Source organism: Bradyrhizobium sp. USDA 4532 (assembly GCF_024171315.1).
GTDB classification, from domain to species: Bacteria; Pseudomonadota; Alphaproteobacteria; order Rhizobiales; family Xanthobacteraceae; genus Bradyrhizobium; species Bradyrhizobium australafricanum.
Window position 1 is genome coordinate 4358450 of sequence record NZ_JALJZN010000001.1, and the last position, 15515, is coordinate 4373964.

16 protein-coding genes are annotated in these 15515 nt (G+C 57.9%); 12 read left to right on the forward strand and 4 right to left on the reverse strand.

What is annotated here, in order from left to right; translation table 11 throughout:
* Window positions 1–16: 16 nt before the first annotated feature.
* Together sctJ and J2R76_RS19930 are read right to left on the reverse strand one after the other, a co-directional pair.
* Window positions 17–856 (reverse strand): type III secretion system inner membrane ring lipoprotein SctJ, encoded by an 840-nt coding sequence (gene sctJ / locus J2R76_RS19925; RefSeq protein ID WP_375166578.1) that lies wholly within the window; start codon window positions 854–856, stop codon window positions 17–19.
* Between the two features lie 32 nt (window positions 857–888).
* A complete protein-coding gene (locus tag J2R76_RS19930; RefSeq protein ID WP_253624703.1) occupies window positions 889–1410 on the reverse strand; it encodes a nodulation protein NolB in 522 nt (173 codons plus the stop codon).
* Window positions 1411–1663: 253 nt separating this feature from the next.
* On the opposite strand from J2R76_RS19930, the gene J2R76_RS19935 reads away from it, so the two are divergent.
* The 10 genes from J2R76_RS19935 (at window position 1664) to J2R76_RS19980 (ending at window position 11844) form a co-directional block, all read left to right on the forward strand.
* Entirely contained in the window at window positions 1664–2305 is a 642-nt protein-coding gene (locus J2R76_RS19935) for a secretin N-terminal domain-containing protein (protein ID WP_305884428.1), read from the forward strand.
* Between the two features lie 302 nt (window positions 2306–2607).
* Window positions 2608–3237: a hypothetical protein gene (locus J2R76_RS19940; protein ID WP_253624705.1), complete on the forward strand. Its 630-nt coding sequence runs from the start codon at window positions 2608–2610 to the stop codon at window positions 3235–3237.
* 609 nt (window positions 3238–3846) lie between these two features.
* Window positions 3847–5652: an HrpF/NolX family T3SS translocon protein gene (locus tag J2R76_RS19945; protein ID WP_253626048.1), complete on the forward strand. Its 1806-nt coding sequence runs from the start codon at window positions 3847–3849 to the stop codon at window positions 5650–5652.
* 858 nt (window positions 5653–6510) lie between these two features.
* Window positions 6511–6807, forward strand: a complete 297-nt coding sequence (locus J2R76_RS19950; RefSeq protein WP_163152309.1) for a hypothetical protein — start codon at window positions 6511–6513, stop codon at window positions 6805–6807.
* Between the two features lie 73 nt (window positions 6808–6880).
* Window positions 6881–7087 (forward strand): nodulation protein NopA, encoded by a 207-nt coding sequence (locus tag J2R76_RS19955; protein ID WP_253624706.1) that lies wholly within the window; start codon window positions 6881–6883, stop codon window positions 7085–7087.
* 115 nt (window positions 7088–7202) lie between these two features.
* Window positions 7203–8093 carry a hypothetical protein gene (locus J2R76_RS19960; protein ID WP_253624707.1) on the forward strand — a complete coding sequence of 297 codons (891 nt, stop codon included), beginning with the start codon at window positions 7203–7205 and terminating at the stop codon, window positions 8091–8093.
* A gap of 219 nt (window positions 8094–8312) precedes the next feature.
* On the forward strand, window positions 8313–8666 hold the full coding sequence (locus J2R76_RS19965; RefSeq protein WP_253624708.1) for a hypothetical protein: 354 nt from the start codon (window positions 8313–8315) through the stop codon (window positions 8664–8666).
* 2 nt (window positions 8667–8668) lie between these two features.
* The gene (locus J2R76_RS19970) at window positions 8669–9097 is read left to right on the forward strand and encodes a histidine kinase (protein ID WP_253624709.1); all 429 of its coding nucleotides are present in this window, start codon (window positions 8669–8671) and stop codon (window positions 9095–9097) included.
* 8 nt (window positions 9098–9105) lie between these two features.
* Window positions 9106–11217 carry a type III secretion system export apparatus subunit SctV gene (gene sctV, locus J2R76_RS19975; RefSeq protein ID WP_253624710.1) on the forward strand — a complete coding sequence of 704 codons (2112 nt, stop codon included), beginning with the start codon at window positions 9106–9108 and terminating at the stop codon, window positions 11215–11217.
* A gap of 210 nt (window positions 11218–11427) precedes the next feature.
* Complete coding sequence (locus tag J2R76_RS19980) at window positions 11428–11844, forward strand: tetratricopeptide repeat protein (protein WP_253624711.1); 417 nt, start codon at window positions 11428–11430, stop codon at window positions 11842–11844.
* A gap of 346 nt (window positions 11845–12190) precedes the next feature.
* On the opposite strand, the gene J2R76_RS41085 is transcribed toward J2R76_RS19980, so the two are convergent.
* Window positions 12191–12376, reverse strand: a complete 186-nt coding sequence (locus J2R76_RS41085; RefSeq protein WP_375166512.1) for a hypothetical protein — start codon at window positions 12374–12376, stop codon at window positions 12191–12193.
* Window positions 12377–13122: 746 nt separating this feature from the next.
* Here J2R76_RS41085 and J2R76_RS19985 point away from each other — a divergent pair.
* Complete coding sequence (locus J2R76_RS19985; RefSeq protein WP_253624712.1) at window positions 13123–13833, forward strand: hypothetical protein; 711 nt, start codon at window positions 13123–13125, stop codon at window positions 13831–13833.
* Here J2R76_RS19985 and J2R76_RS19990 read toward each other — a convergent pair.
* On the reverse strand, window positions 13823–14029 hold the full coding sequence (locus tag J2R76_RS19990) for a hypothetical protein (RefSeq protein ID WP_253624713.1): 207 nt from the start codon (window positions 14027–14029) through the stop codon (window positions 13823–13825). The two genes, J2R76_RS19985 and J2R76_RS19990, sit on opposite strands and share 11 nt — an antisense overlap.
* Window positions 14030–14717: 688 nt before the next feature.
* On the opposite strand from J2R76_RS19990, the gene J2R76_RS19995 reads away from it, so the two are divergent.
* Window positions 14718–15467 carry a hypothetical protein gene (locus tag J2R76_RS19995; RefSeq protein ID WP_253624714.1) on the forward strand — a complete coding sequence of 250 codons (750 nt, stop codon included), beginning with the start codon at window positions 14718–14720 and terminating at the stop codon, window positions 15465–15467.
* Window positions 15468–15515 lie beyond the last annotated feature (48 nt).

A 15515-nucleotide genomic window follows, 5' to 3' on the forward strand; every position in this document is an offset into this window, starting at 1 on the left:
GGACCTGAATGTCCGCCTATTTCGCATCGGCGGAGAGCTTTTTGCCAGCGGACTGGACCGCTGGCTTGCTGGCACCACTGCCGAGATTTATCAGCTTACGCCAGGATTGGCGAAGTTGCCCCCCGCGTGCGCTCAGCAGTAGGCAAGATACGATGCCCAATACGGCGAGCGCACCTCCTGCGCCGATCGCAATGGGAGCCGCAACGAACCTGCTTGGCTCGTTTGAAGCTGCCGCTGGTGTAACCGAGACCTCATGCTGAGTCCGCTCAACGGGCACAAACACGACCGCCACCTTGTCGTATGATAGACCTTCGATGCTGTTGGCGACGAGCATCTTGATTTGCGGCAGCAAGGCTGAGAGCTTCGCGCTGGAGGCGTGCCGAATGAAAACCGACGCCGAGGACGGGGTTGCATCCTGCCGCAGAAGATCATTCTTCGGCAGAACGACATGAACACGGGCGGAGAGAACCCCATCAATATCGTTGATCGTGCGCGACAATTCTTCACTTAGGGCATAGACGTAGCGAGCCCGCTCCTCGACCGGAGAGGCAACGAGCCCCGACCCCTTGAACACCTCACCAAGGCTCTTGAAGGGCTGGCGCGGCAAGCCCTGGTCATTTAGCAACTCGATGGAATAGGCGAGCTGCTTTTCTTCGACCTGAATGGTGCTCGTCCCATCCTTGCCGACGACCCGGATGGCATCTACGCCCCTGCTCAGCAGCAGCCCAAGCATCTCGTTGGCGTCCCGCTCCTGAACTTTGGTATACAGATCCGTTTTGCAACCGGTGAGGATCGGTAAAAGCAGCAGCAGAACAAGAGCATGAAGCCGCTTGCTCGCGGGCCGACCGTTACCGATCTTACCTTTCGTCAAGACAGCCAACGGCTCGCTCAGCCTGCTGATAGAAGTTTATTCAGAGATGAACTGACGGCACCTGTACCCTTGGAGATGAGCGAAACCTGGACGACGCCGTTGTAAACATCGCGCAAATTCGTCAACGCCGAATCGAAATGATCAGCACCTTCCGGCTTGCCCGCCGGATGCACCTCGACTTGCTGCGGCCGCAGGAGCGGTTGCGCGGCCGGCCCAAGCTGGAAACTCTTCGCAGGATCAAGGTCGCCGACGAGCGTCGGCGAAACTGCACCTCCAGGAAATGGTTTACCCTGGTGGATAGCAGAAATGCTCTGAAGGACGCGATCGCCAAGCGGGCTCGCCGGCGTGACTGCGCGCTGCACTTCCGGCACCGATGACACTGGCGCGCGCTCGGTCACAGAAGAGGCGCCCCCCTGTTTCAAGGCGGCCTGCGTGAGACTCTCGTGAAACTGAGCGTCTGCCAGCGAACAGCCGCTGGATGCACACTCGACGGGGTTGGCGGAGACCGACGCAATTCCAAGCAACATGGGAGAAATCATTTCTGTCACGTGGTGAGATTAGCCATTCGCTCGCATGAATGGGCTGGCACCCTAGAGACGCAAGCTGACCAAAAGCTGACGAGCATCTGTCATCTAATGATCACGGTTGGCTTCCAATTTCGGGCGAAGCGTCGGCCTCCAAATTTTGGGACGAATTCCGGTGCTTGGTCTTAAGTAGAAGAAAATCGCTGGAATGCTCATCCCGTCTACAAGGCTGCATATCTTGAAGAAAGTTCTCTATCTTGCTGTTTTCATGTGCTTGGGCGCCATCAAGGCGCTCGGCGCCCCGCTGGCGCTGCCGTCGACGCCGTATAGTTACACAGTGCTGGATCAGGACCTCGCGGCCGCGCTGCAGGAGTTCGGCAACAACCTCAATATCAGAGTCAATATCAGCACCGGGGTGAAGGGACGAATTCGCGGGCGAATGCCGGATCTCCCACCGCGGGAGTTTCTCGAACGGTTGATCAATCTCTACAATCTTCAATGGTACTACGATGGGCTGGTGCTCTACGTATCTGATGCGCATGAGGCGCAAAGTCGCCTTCTGATACTGGATCCGATCAGCTTTGACGCGCTCAAGGCGGCACTCGATGCACTCAACATCTCGGACGAGCGCTACATCGTGAGAGCCGTGCCGGGAGATGGGCTCGTCTTCGCGTCCGGTCCACCTCGCTTTATCGCGCTTGTGGAGCAAACACTCAAAGGAATGGTGACGGAGGCACAGGCGCGACGAAACCCAAACGGAGCCGAAAAGCCACCGCATGAGTCGGTCTTGATGCTGTTTCGCGGATCTTCCAGCGTGGTCGTTCGCGGAGGACGCCCCAATGACGCTCCTTCGCCCGAGCTTTCACATCAAGACGGCATGGTTCACGCACCTGATACTGGCAAGAAATGAACGGATGTAGCAGATGGGTTGGAAGAGATGTAATTTCTACTCTACTTATGTCCTCTGTCAGCTTTTCGAAAGCTGCTGCTGTCATGATTAGAGGGCGGCTGTCCAGCGGCGATGCCGCAAGACAGGCGATAAACGTCCGGGCCCGCACCACGGATGCTCGAGCCGGAAAGGGCAAGCAGTATCCGTGACCTGCTTTGCATCCTTAGCGCTTCATGCGAGCCTTTGAAAAGCTCTAGGAAGTCCGTCATGAACTTCGCCGCATCGGTTGAGAGCCGCTTTGTTGTGCAAAAGGTAGGAACAGGATGGACTTCAATGCGCTAGGCGGAGCAGACAAGAGCCCACCACCCCGCTCGGCCTCATCGCCAGCCGATCGAAGTGAGTTTGAGCGTGAACTGATGGCATTGCATGAAATGCCCGAATACAACCAGGACCTGATTTGGCAGGAGCTGGGAGGCCAATCATCGCGCGGCGAGCCGTCATTGATCGACGGCGAGCAGTCCAATTCCCAACAAGCGGCCGCTCAAGATCGCGCGGACTCCTCCGATTTCGGCAAGGACCCTGTTTGGCAAGATCTTGAGCCTGGACTCATGCAGGCGGGGTCGCCTCACGCCGGACGGTCCCAAGGGCGGCCCGCGCTGCCCGCACGCGTCGCGCCGCCGGAACTTGGCGATTTCGTCATGGCGAACGGATATCCCGCCAGGGACAACTGGGTCTTCATCGGCCAAACAGCTACGCCTGCTCAGATCGAAATGCTGAGAGGCCGTGACGTCATGCCGAGCAGAAATGTCCGGACTACAACGTTCACCATCCTGGGTGTGCCTCACACGGCGCAATGGCGAGCAGAAGGGTTCATTCGTCTCGAACCGTCGCTGGACGCCGCCCTTGGGCCCGCAGGTTCGAGTGAACACCCGCCAGGTGACGAAGCACAATGACATTGACAGAGGTGCATCTGAGATCCGAGGTGTCCGGAGTACCATGCACCGCTCAACTTTTTGGGCGATGGATTGATTCGTGCGGCCACCCCAGCAATCTGATCCGATCATGCTGCATCGCCCCGATCGGGCAGACGCCAACAACTTGTTTGACACGCAGGCGCGAGCTGGCTGAGCGCTGGTGAGTTGCCGAGAGATGTTGCGGAACCCGCGATGTGTTGCATGAATCAGCGCACGCGAATCCTGCGAAGAGCGGCAGACTCGTTGACCTGGCTGTCGCAGAGGCGAGCGACCGAGCACCGAAGCAAGCCGATGCCGAATTGAGGACCCGTCGCCGCCTTGAGCGACGTCATTTCTCAACTCATTGTGAAATCCTTTGAGCGCCGTCAGCTTCTCGAAAGCTAATCGCTCCTACCATACGGCGTGAATATCTAGACGGCGATATGCCTATAGATTGTAGCCAAACTGAGCGCTGGGAGCGCTGTGCAATCGGAAGCAAGCGGTAGGAGCCATTGAAGCCTATCGACCTCTCTTGCTCGTTGTTCGCCGCGATCTCAGGCTGCGCCACATAGCCAGCTTGTGGTGCGATCTCAAATCAGAGGACGTATGATGTCAGTCAACAATCTGCCGCTAACCACCAGCTCGAATTTGGCTTTGTCGGGGCTAGCTTCCGGGCCCTCGCCGGCGCGTGACTTTTCAAGCTTCGAGGCGGTGCTGGTCAGTTTGTCGTTGAAGGGCGCGACTGACGAGCATTCCCCACCGCAAGGTCCGGCGACCGAGGACTCGGCCAAGCAACTGACGGAGGAACTCACGCAAGAGGTGCGGAACATCATCCCGCCGGAGATTAAGGCCGCACTGGACGCATGTCAGGAGACCCCCGAGCCGTCCTCTGAGGAAGCCTCCTCCGCTGCGAACGCCCCAAAGATTGCAGAAGCCCCCGTACAAAGCTCCAGAATTACGTGGAACAGCGGCACCCCGACTGAGGCCGAGCTGCAGATTGTGTCGGTGCTGATCCGACACAAGGACAAATGCCCGCTGGATTGGAAATCTCTGGGAGATTTGGCCAACGATCCCTCCACACCGCCGGATCTGAAGGCGGCGATCGAGGCACTGCAGCGAGACCCCGAGCTCTTCTACGCGATAGGCTCGCAAGGCGACGGCCGCTGCGGCGGTAAAATCAAAGCGGGTGATCTCTCCGGCTTCTCCGATCACCACCCGCAAGTTGCTGAGTTCCAGGAGCAGCGGGCAAAGAACTATACGCAAAACTACATCCCCTCCGACGGCAGCGGCAATGGCGAGCCATCGGTTATGATGCTGACCGATGCATTGCGCGAGCTCTATCGCTATTCCGACAACCTGCCCAAGAACCTAAGCCTTTCGGATTTCAAGCAGATCGTCGACGGCGAAGCTAAGACGGGCAAATGCCCGCCGCAGGTTCTTGCGGCCGCTCAATACTTCCTCGACCATCCGGATGAATGGAAGCAGTTGTATGGCGGCTCGATAGACAAGGTCCACAAAGAGGACTTCCTGCAGGTTGCTTCATCATCGGTGAATCTCACGAAAGCCGAGCTCGATACGCTCGACACGATCAGCAAGAACCAAAGCGCCTTTTTCGGGAAGGGCGACCTGACGCGGGAAAAGCTGGCGAGCATGGCCGATGACAAGAGCCTCGCGCCCGCGGTGCGAAAGGCGGCATCCCAGCTGCTGTCCGACCCTGTCCTGTTCGGGTTGATGAACAACGCGATTACGGGCTACAAAACCCACCACAAGTTCTTCGACTTCGGCGGCGGCCATACGGTCGATTCCGGCAATATCAGCAAGAGCGACTTCAACCAGTTCTTCAGCAACATGTCCGGTGCGAACCGCACCGTTCAGCATGTGAAGACGCATGTCGCCCGAACGGCCGCCGAGAAGGACGCGGTCGCGGACATGTCGATGGGCGTGGCAGACCAACCCGACATCAAGTCTCCCAAAAAAAACGGTGGCGCCTTCATGCACGCAATCAATGACGTGCTCAAGGTTGGCTCGAAGGTACTCGACTGGGCCGCGACAGCAGTCGGTGTACTTAGCTTCATTCCAGGCCTGGGCGAATTGGCCGATCTGGCGTCAATGGTGCTCGAAGCCGAAGCGCAAGCTGCAAATCTTCTTCACACGGCGATCAGCGGTGGCAACATAAAACAAGCGCTCGAAGAAGCTGGCCTGAACCTTGCGGCACAGGCGGTAGGCTGCATCGGCGGCCCTGAGGTCAAATTGGCAATGCGAGAAGGCTTGGTGAAGCAGGCAATCCAAGAAGCGGCCACGGCGGGGGTCAACCTCCCGGTTTCGGTAGCCCAGTCCTACGCGGAGGACTACCTGAACAACTTGAAGGCTCGCATCGAGTCCGAACGCATGCAAGCTGCAGGCGCTAACGCCTAGCCGGATCGCACTACCTGTCAGGATCAGGCTGAAAACGCCAGTCGAGCTTGTGCGGCTTACGCGCGGTCGGGTCTCCCTGCCGAGCAGTCGGTCGCGCAAGCTCTACCATCCTCGATGCCGTCCGCCGGATCCGAGGAACTTGCTCGCTCTCCACTGCGCACAGTTTATGTAGGCCGCGCCCGATCGCGCGAGGCCGACCTCAAATCCAGTCTGCCGCTGCGAAGGTCAATCGGCTGAATACGCAGCCCGGCAAGAAGGTCGATGCATTAAAGCCGCGCGACAGAACCGGTCAGAGGTGCGGATCCTGCCGGCTTGCGCAAGGATCAGGAGCATGCTGATCGCAGAGCGCCAGGGCGATGGACCGCTTCTCGAGCGGGAGGCTGCTGTTCGCTCTCCTGAAGGCGGGCCCCGATTGACGGATCCTTCATGAGCCCTCCAGGACCGAGGGATCATCCTTGACCGCTGAATCGCCGTCAATCTGGCTTTCCGCCCCGCCCCAAACCAGGTCAAGCTCCGCCCCGCTGCGCCCGGCCGCAAGAAAATTGTCGAAAGACCCCGCGGGCATCGAAAGTGACGTCAGCCCAATTGCAGCGCGTCGACTTCAAACGCGATCTATTAATAGTCGCGTTAACATCCGCCTGCTGAAGCTTTCGACTTGATGAGCAGCGATCCGACCCGATCGAGCTCCACAAACGAACGTTTGTCCTGGTACATACCATCTGATCTGCAGCTTTCGCAGATCCAGCATCGGCCCATTGCATTTTGTAGAACTCGTCAGCTTCTCGAAAGCTAACGTTTGCACATTGGTGGGCGGAGACTGCCTCCATTGGCACGATTGAATTGACATAGGAGAACCCGATGCGCGTTACAAGCTCCAGCGCCACTGGGCACGTTGATGCCGACCTCCATGCGGCTGGCGGCAAAAGCAGCGGCAAAAAAGGATCTCACAAACCTGACGAGCGCGATGATCATGGCCGATCGCCAGATGCGAACATTCCCGTAAACGGCGGCGCGTCCACGCCAGGCGGAACCTCGCGCGAAGCCGCTATGCAGCAAGCATTCAACGTCGCTCTGGGAGCCGCTGCTCTGCAGCTTGCAAATAGTGCAATGAGTCATTTCGACGACGTCATGGCCGAAACAGAAGAGGATTCCTGACGTCGCATGTTGCGGCGTCAGGAAAATAGGAGCCGCACGTTGCGGCGAAATTCAAGCAAACAGGAGAACTAGTATGACTAAGGGTGTTGGTGCAGCTGGCACCGCTGCTGCTGCAACCGCTTCCACCGCCGCTGAAGTTGCTGGAGAGGCGGCATTCCAACGGCAAATCGCCGCTCTGACTATCACCAGCACCAAGGCTGCTGAGAGGGATGTGGAACTTCGCGTCGTCTCGACCGAGCTATCGACCGTCAAGAAAGCAGCCGATGAGCGGGTGCAGTAAGAGATGAGGCGGGGCGACGTACGTCGCCCACTTTCCCGGGCTGCTTAGTCCGTGAAGTCGCAACGGGCCGTACGGTTTTGCCGTACGGTCCCGTTCGCAGTTCAGGAGAGCGACCGTGAATGAACCACATTGCCCGCGTTTCGAAGTGCTGCTGGGGTGCTATTCCGGGTTGACGGGCAAAGTAGGGGTCGGATCGTGTCTGGTCGGCAGCAGCCTCGATGCTGATTTAATCTTTGTCGAACAGGGCCTCGAACCGCACCATCTTCGTGTCACCCCGCATTCCAACTCGATCGAGATCGAGGCACTGGCGAGCGACGTTCGTGTCGAGGGGCATGAGACTGTTTTGCCAAACACGCCCATCGTTGTCCCTCTTCCTGCCGTCCTTCATGCCGGCGAAATGTCGATCCGGTGGTCTTTCGAGGATCTCGAAAAACCTGGCTCTATCGATCGCCGGCGTGTATCGCTCGCCAGACTCGCCATGGTCGTGATCAGCTTTGCCGCGGTTGGCACATTCTCAACCAGTTTTGTCCAGACCGACACCGCTGCGGTGCCAAGTTCCTCCCCTCCTGCCGCGGACGTTGCACCAAAGCTGGCGCTCAGCGCTCCTGATGCTCCGGCCAGCGATGCAGCTGCCGGGCTTCTGCAAGAGGAAGTTGACAGAGCGGGCCTTGTCGGCATCAAAGTCGGTTCTGGGGCCGGCGTTGTCACGGCCGACGGCAGCGTTACGCCCGCTGCACTCGCCACTTGGCAAGACATCCAGCAACGGTTTGATCGCACTAGCAACGGCGCTTATACGCTCGTCAATGCAGTCGCCATCAAGGATGAGAAGACACCTTCCGCAATCGGGATCCAGGCTGTGTGGCGCGGCAGCGATCCTTATATCGTCGTCGCTGGCCAAAAGTATTTTGTTGGCGCGCTCTTGAGCAATGGATGGACCGTCAACGGAATTGAGGAAGGGCGTGTTCTGCTAAGCCGGAATGGCCGGCTTGCCGTTCTGTCCTACTAGCGTTTCAGGCTGCAGGTAAGGAAGCAAAGTGCCATGACTAGGCTGCCCCCGAATTCCGTCGAGCCTGGCCCATCTTTTCAGGGACCAAGCGTTGATCATCATGCATCTGCCATCACGCCGGTCAATTCTCGAGCCAGGTCCATCGGGATTGACCGGACGCGTGGCAATGATGAGAAGAGCCACAGCGCGTTTTCCCGGCATAGTGACGCACCGGATCGCTTGGTTGAAGCCACGGTCGACAGCGCGCTTGAGCTCGGTTCGATCAATGCGATTTCGCGCGTCAATCTCGACGAGGCTCGCGCCCAGCCAGGTCAGATTGAGCCAGGCTCGGAACTCGCTTGGCTTAACGGGCCTAATCTCGCGCATAGCCTGCTCTCTTTCGTGACGCCGCGCCTACGTCATTCGCACGTTCTGCGTCCCGAGCAACACGGCCCTCTTTTGGAACGTTTAGCCAATACGCTATCTGCCGCCCCGGAGGACTTGGTGGCACGTGAAGGAGCCGCCCTTCTGCAGCTGGAGCTGCAGCGGTTAATCTTGCTCCGGCAGAGCCACAACGGCCTGATCAAAGGCTAGCAATGGCCGATCCAGACAAATTGCAACACGTCACATCTACACAGCCGCCAAACGTTTCCGAAGCCGATGCTCTCGAGCTGGTCTCTGGGCCGGAGCGAGATTTGCTCTGCGTGCTTTCTTATATCTATCTTTCGTGCGGGCAGAGCGCAAAGAGCCTGGCTCTGTTGCGGCTGGTTGCTCACGAGCAGTCTCGAGACATCGGCTTGCTGCGGATCCTGGCCTACGCTCTCATCTCGGAGCGTCGCGGTGACGAAGCACTGTCGGTATTGGATCGCCTTGACAAACTAGATGACGAACCGTCCTCGTCTCTGCCCTTGATGCTGATGCGTAGCCACGCCCTGCGCCACGCCGGCCGCATGACCGAAGCGCAGGCTGTCTTCAAGCGCTATGTTTCATTGCGGGGCAACACAGCTGCAGCTAGGCAACAATAAGGCTTTTCATGGCCAACGTTCTACGAAATCTCATCACGCGCGCGCCCGCCCACCCGGATTTGATGGTCGCGCTGATGCTTCTTCTGGCGATCGGAATGATGATCATGCCGATCCCGATCGTCGTGATCGATATGCTGATCGGCTTCAATCTTGGCTTTGCCATACTGTTGCTGATGGTCGCGCTGTATCTCAACACGCCGCTCGACTTTTCGTCCCTGCCGGGCGTGATCCTGATCTCCACTGTTTTTCGTCTCGCTCTTACCGTTGCAACGACGCGGCTGATCCTGTCTGAGGGTGACGCCGGCAGCATCATCCATACGTTCGGCGATTTCGTCATATCCGGCAACATCGCCGTCGGCATTGTCATATTTCTGATCGTAACCATGGTGCAATTCATGGTTCTGGCCAAGGGCGCCGAACGAGTGGCAGAGGTGTCGGCGCGCTTCACGCTCGATGCGCTGCCGGGCAAGCAGATGGCGATCGACGCGGAGCTGCGCAACGGCCATATCGACCAGCACGAAGCGCGCAGCCGACGCGGCGTGCTGGAGCGGGAAAGCCAGCTTCACGGCGCGATGGACGGCGCCATGAAGTTCGTGAAGGGCGATGCCATCGCCGGACTCATAGTCATCTGTATCAATATGCTAGGTGGCATCACGATCGGCTCGCTCTCCAGGGGTATGTCCCTTGAGGAGGCGATGCATCAATACACTATCCTGACAATCGGTGATGCGCTCATTTCGCAGATCCCAGCCCTGCTGCTGTCAATTACAGCCGCAACCATTGTCACTCGTGTCAACGGTCCTTCCAGACTCAATCTCGGCGCCGATATCGTCAACCAGCTTACGGCCAGCACACAAGCGCTCCGGCTGGCCGCCTGCGTCCTGCTTGTGATGGGGCTCGTTCCTGGCTTCCCTTTGCCCCCCTTTGTCATACTGGCCGCGCTCTTTTCCGCCGCCAGCTTTGTCAAGGTTGGCGTGCCAGAGAGCAAGACCGCTCCCAAGGCCGGCGTCAATCCCACCGGTTCAGCTCCCGCTTCCACGCAGGGTCAGAAGCAAACCGTGCCGGCCGAAGCACTTCCGATTACCCTGTTGCTGGCGCCGAACCTGATGAAGGTAATGGACGTGAGGGAACTCGAGCAGTGCGTCGCACGGGTTTCAGCACTGGTCTCAGCTGATCTGGGTATCACGATTCCACGCATTCCCGCCCAAAGCGCCAACCACCTCGCCCGATCGCAATTCAGTGTGGCCGTCGAGGGCGTACCCGTAGAAGAGGGCGCTATTGACCCGACAAAGCTCTTGCTTGACGACGACGTAGCGAACATCGAATTGAGCGGCATCCCGTTCTGGCAGGATCCAGACACGAATCGGATCTGGATCGAACAGGGCCATGCGGCTGCTCTCAAAGCGGCCGGCATAGGGCATCACGGTCCGAGCGAAATCATCGCCTTGCGCGTCCGGTCCACGTTGACGCGCTATGCACAGCGCCTGGTTGGCATTCAGGAGACGCGCCAATTGCTTGGCCGGATGGAGCAGGAATATGCCGATCTGGTAAAGGAGGTGCTGCGCACGACACCGATCCCTCGGATCGCGGATGTCCTGCGTCGTTTGCTGGACGAGGGCATCCCGATCCGGAACACCCGCTTGGTTCTGGAGGCGCTTGCGGAATGGAGCGAGCGGGAGCAAAACGCTGTACTGCTCACCGAATATGTGCGCTCTGTTCTGAAGCGGCAGATCTGTCACCGCTATGCCAACGCACATCGCGTTGTGGCCGCCTTTATCGTCGAGCGTGAGACTGAGGATATCGTGCGGGGTGCCGTGCGCGAGACCGCCGTCGGCCCATACCTCGTTTTGGAGGACCGGCAAAGCGAGATGCTGCTTTCCCAATTTCGCCAGATCCATTCGAGCATCGCGCGCAGCCAGAACCAGCCAGTTATTCTAGGTTCGATGGATATCCGGCGTTTTGTTCGCGGCTTTCTCACGCGTAACGGAATCGACCTACCTGTCCTTTCTTATCAGGATCTCGCCGCAGATTTCACGGTCCAACCGATCGGGTCCGTGAAGCTGGCAGCTGCCAAGGACAAGAGCCCTTCCCCGGGCGGTCTCCTGAACGCTGCGAGTTGAAACTGCACAGCAGATCATCGTGAGCAGGCTATGAATTTAAATGGAACCAAACGTCGGCGGCGCTTGTGCTTCGTTAGTCCAGGCCCATGGTCGGCTCTGCCTGCGATACTCACTACTGTGATGCTCGCCGGTTGCGCGAGCCCGTCCGACCTTTCACGCCAACAGTGGTCCACGTCAGCCTCGGCAGGCACCAAAGAAGTTGATCCCGCCATGCGCGAGCAGAGTTCGCGCACTCTCGTTGATGCTGATGGGCAGAGTCTGCGCGATGCCTTTAACCAACAACCGAACAACGTCAATGCGGCGATTTCTCTTACCCGGGTCTTGTTGGCGCGCAATTCCGCAGATGAGGCACTTCAAGTGCTTGATGAGGTACTATTGGCAGCACCCGGTGACCTGCGCGCATTGAACGCCAAAGGCGTCGTACTCGATCAACAGGGGCGCCACCAAGAAGCGCAAGCGCTATACCGTCAAGGTCTCGCGATCGAGCCGACAAATTCGATGTTGCGCAACAACCTCGAACTATCGGCCGCAATTGAAGGCAAGACGGGCATCCGAAACTCCAATCAGGAGCTGCAAGGCGAACAGTACGCCTTAGCCAGATCGAGATCTCACAGCCGACAAAGGTAAATCGCGGATGCATATCCATGTCAGTCGGCTGGCCGACAGACAGCCAGATGGCCGACAGACCGCCAGATAATGATCACGTGGAGATTACAAGGCGCATTTCCTTTCGAACGATGTGGTCGCGCGGAACGCAAATTTCTCGCGTACAATCGCGAGAGCCGAGCGCCTTCTTCTGGCTAGACGGCGTGAGCCCACCACGCACTCGTCTGGGCGAAGCATGCCTCCACCCTCAATTAGACGCCATTAGGTCACCCCTCTCTTACACGACTTCGTAACCAAGTCACCTGGCCAACATTCTGTATCTTGAGTCTACCCATTCTTGGGTAACGAACTCGGTCGTCCGGTCACTTCAACGAGGACATGCAGTCGAACAGTCAAAATATCTCTCAAGCTCCGCAACTGCGCGCTCTTCCCAATCTGCAGCTTGCGCCAGCAATGAGCCCCCTTGGATTGGCCGGAACGCAGCAGCCTGACGACATAGCGAAGCTATGGCGCGGTAGCGCCGCACGTTTTCCATAACGGCCAGTCCGATCATGTTTGCATCTCCCCTGCCATCTCGGGCTAGAACTTGCTACACAACTGTTTTCGAACCGTTATCGGGCAGAACGGAAAGCGAGAATAGTTGGCAAAAGCTTGCCGACCTGCCCGACGTACTTTTCCACACTGGACGTCCACATTAAAGGCTCTTCGGAAAAGCTACAGCGCGGCGCTGCCGCATGCAGGGAGGACGTTGATAGCAAGCAAGAGCGCCGCACTTCCCGGCCAGCCCCTCGACCATGATCTTGCTTGACCTTCCAGATGGATCTGAAGCCGGAGGACGGTGTCTCGTAAGAATCATTTACCGATCACGTTCGGGACCTACGCTGACGCGGATCAAGCATCCATCGGTACCCGCCTCGCGGCTGAGCCTTAATCCGGTGTCCGTGATGGCGCCGATTATAATCGAAATATGCGCAGGGCCACGGGCATGATCGCGGGTAGGGCCTGAGCCCCTCGCTCGATGTTTTGTCGCCAGACGTCCTGTCAGCATGCCAGATCACGATGGCGACACTCCTGTCGTCAGGCGAGCCCTCCTGCCGGGCGATTTGAACACGCAGCCTTGACTAAAACACGCGCTGAGCTCCATTCAAGACGACATTTCAGGCGGAACGCTCCGCAGCAAACAATAAACCTCTTAAAGCAGATAGGCGACGGCACAGCTTGTCTGCGGCAGATTGTCTTGAGACCGTTCGGCCCGCAATGCTGCGCCAGAGCGCTCGCACCACGATTAGGGGCACTGAGATGATTACCCCGGTCCGGCGGCACTGGAGTCCAAAAGAACTATTCAATGATCTTACACCAGCGATGTTCAACGCCGAGCCGTCAGCTGTACGCGCACGTTGGGATAAATTGTGGCCCGACCTGTATACGGAATACGATGCGAGGTTCTTAAAAGAGGAGCTGACGCACCGAAACCTCATCATTAGCGATGAAGCTGCGGCATTCTTCAGCGCCTGGGCGATCGACGAGGAGCGCCACACCGATGGCTTCATCCGCATCATTGAACTCGTCGCTAATGGATCCGAAAAGGATCTTCGGGAGAGATTGGACGCTCGGTCGCACGACTTTGGTCCAATCGTTGAACACCTGAAAGACGAATTCTCCCTAATGGTTATGATTGCATTTGATGAGATGTGCACTTGCCGTGCCTATGCAGCAGAGAAGCCCTTCTACGACGCCCTTGGTAACAACACGTTTCATCACTGGCTGAGGGAGGTGATTGCCGACGAGGCTGTTCACTCGATGAACGCCGTAAACGTTATCCGTGCGCGCTACCGCGACCGCATTGGCCAAGTGGAGGCAATTCTCGATAACCTGATCCGCGCGACCGAAAGTCTACGCTATTCCGGCACCTTCGTCCTCGACTACTTCGGCGCAGTGTACTCTAAAGAGCTGCTCGCCAACTCTCGCCTCGTGACCATGAGAAATATCGCCAGGCCATTCACGGTGTAGAGTAGAATGTTGACAGCGAGCCTATCGATACTTGAGTCGACGCCACATCGCCGCCCTTCCCCGTCACTTTCCACCAGCTTTTCATTTGCGTTCGAGCGCGCCGAATTTCGATGACCGCGTCGGGAAGCCGCAATTGGATACGCCCGATCTTCTGCAAGTCCGCCTTAGCTAGATAGATGCGGTTGCCGTCGCGCACGATGTTGTCGGACCGCGCTGCCGGGCAGGCGGCCCGGCTTCCCTGCCTACCTCGTCCGCGACAAGATAATCCTGCTTCGACGCGAACAGATGCAGGATTGCGATTTGCGTCGTTGCGGATTCAAGCGCTCGCACATCCCGACACCCTCCCACGAGGGAGAGAGCGAGTTCGTTTCAACCCATTTTTAGAACTGACGAGCCGCATTCTAGCGAAGACGTCATCACGCTTCTGGAGACACTAGATCGGGCCAACCCATGTCGAACGAGCTAGATCCGCGACTTTTCTCCAGGCCATGTAGCGCCACCTCGATCCTGTTTTCATCGAGGCCACAAGCTGACGCAGCGTAAGATTCACGTCCTTTCATGCCGACCCAACGTTCGGTAGATAGAACGCTATCGCTATCGCAACGATCACCAGGATCACGGTTGATCCTTCGGCGGTCGGCCTTTCGGCTACTCACAAACCTGACGTAGAACACGAGAAGGAGCGATTACTCGCTGCTCTCAGCGTGCGCCGTCGTCTCAATCAGACGACGCAACTCGCTCGATGTTGAAAACGTTCATCAACCTGAGGAGCTCTCGCATCGAAAATTCAATTACCCTTCATTCTGCCATGTTCTCACCCAAAGCAGAGACGCGCCGATTGCGCACGTTGCGCGCGGCAAGAGCGAGTGTCTCAGGAGATTTCGATGGTGAAGCCAGTTGTGATTGTGGTGGGCGCAGACAAGGGAGGAGTCGGCAAGACGACCGTATCACGAACGCTGCTGGACTACTTCAGCGTCAACAACGTGCAAACGCGCGCCTTCGATACGGAGTCTCCGCGTGGGACGTTGAAGCGCTTTTATCCCGAGATCACCGAGATCGTCGACATGACGACGACCGCGGACCAGATGAAGATTTTCGATACCCTGAACTCCGGGCTATCCGTCACCGTCATCGACGCTCGCGCCGGATTGCTGTCCTCAGCACTGGCCTCCTTGCGCGACATCGGATTTCTGGATTCGGCGCGATCCGGCCAGATTACCTTTGCCGTATTCCACATCCTAGGATCGTCTATCGCTTCGCTCGACGAGATCGCGGAGACCGCTACCTTCATGAGCGGCGCAAAGTACTATCTGGTCAAGAACTTCATCAATGACACTCAGTTCTTCCAGTGGGACCAGTCGACCTATAATTCCTATTTTCACCGCATCAAACAGGCGACCGAGTTGACCATCCCGAAACTTAACGAGATGGCCTATGAGCAGGTCGAAGTCGCATCCGTCCCGTTCGTCGATTTCGTGGCAAACAAGGGCCGCAACGATGAGCCCGCGAACAACTCCTTCGTGCTGCGCGGTTATGTCCGGCACTGGCTGGCAAATGTCTGGAGCGAATTTGATCGCATCAACTTGACGGAATTGGCCGGCGCTAAGTCCGCAACGCGAAGTGGCGAGAAGTAGTCGCATATTCTTGCGGGCCAAGAGCAGGCCCATATACGAAACGAGATT

Bases quoted from the DNA above. Each gene is read 5' to 3' on its own strand.
- J2R76_RS19930 (WP_253624703.1), bottom strand. From the start codon at position 1,410: ATGATTTCTCCCATGTTGCTTGGAATTGCGTCGGTCTCCGCCAACCCC.
- J2R76_RS19935 (WP_305884428.1), top strand. From the start codon at position 1,664: ATGTGCTTGGGCGCCATCAAGGCGCTCGGCGCCCCGCTGGCGCTGCCG.
- J2R76_RS19940 (WP_253624705.1), top strand. From the start codon at position 2,608: ATGGACTTCAATGCGCTAGGCGGAGCAGACAAGAGCCCACCACCCCGC.
- J2R76_RS19945 (WP_253626048.1), top strand. From the start codon at position 3,847: ATGTCAGTCAACAATCTGCCGCTAACCACCAGCTCGAATTTGGCTTTG.
- J2R76_RS19950 (WP_163152309.1), top strand. From the start codon at position 6,511: ATGCGCGTTACAAGCTCCAGCGCCACTGGGCACGTTGATGCCGACCTC.
- J2R76_RS19955 (WP_253624706.1), top strand. From the start codon at position 6,881: ATGACTAAGGGTGTTGGTGCAGCTGGCACCGCTGCTGCTGCAACCGCT.
- J2R76_RS19970 (WP_253624709.1), top strand. From the start codon at position 8,669: ATGGCCGATCCAGACAAATTGCAACACGTCACATCTACACAGCCGCCA.
- sctV (WP_253624710.1), top strand. From the start codon at position 9,106: ATGGCCAACGTTCTACGAAATCTCATCACGCGCGCGCCCGCCCACCCG.
- J2R76_RS19980 (WP_253624711.1), top strand. From the start codon at position 11,428: ATGCGCGAGCAGAGTTCGCGCACTCTCGTTGATGCTGATGGGCAGAGT.
- J2R76_RS41085 (WP_375166512.1), bottom strand. From the start codon at position 12,376: ATGATCGGACTGGCCGTTATGGAAAACGTGCGGCGCTACCGCGCCATA.
- J2R76_RS19985 (WP_253624712.1), top strand. From the start codon at position 13,123: ATGATTACCCCGGTCCGGCGGCACTGGAGTCCAAAAGAACTATTCAAT.
- J2R76_RS19995 (WP_253624714.1), top strand. From the start codon at position 14,718: ATGGTGAAGCCAGTTGTGATTGTGGTGGGCGCAGACAAGGGAGGAGTC.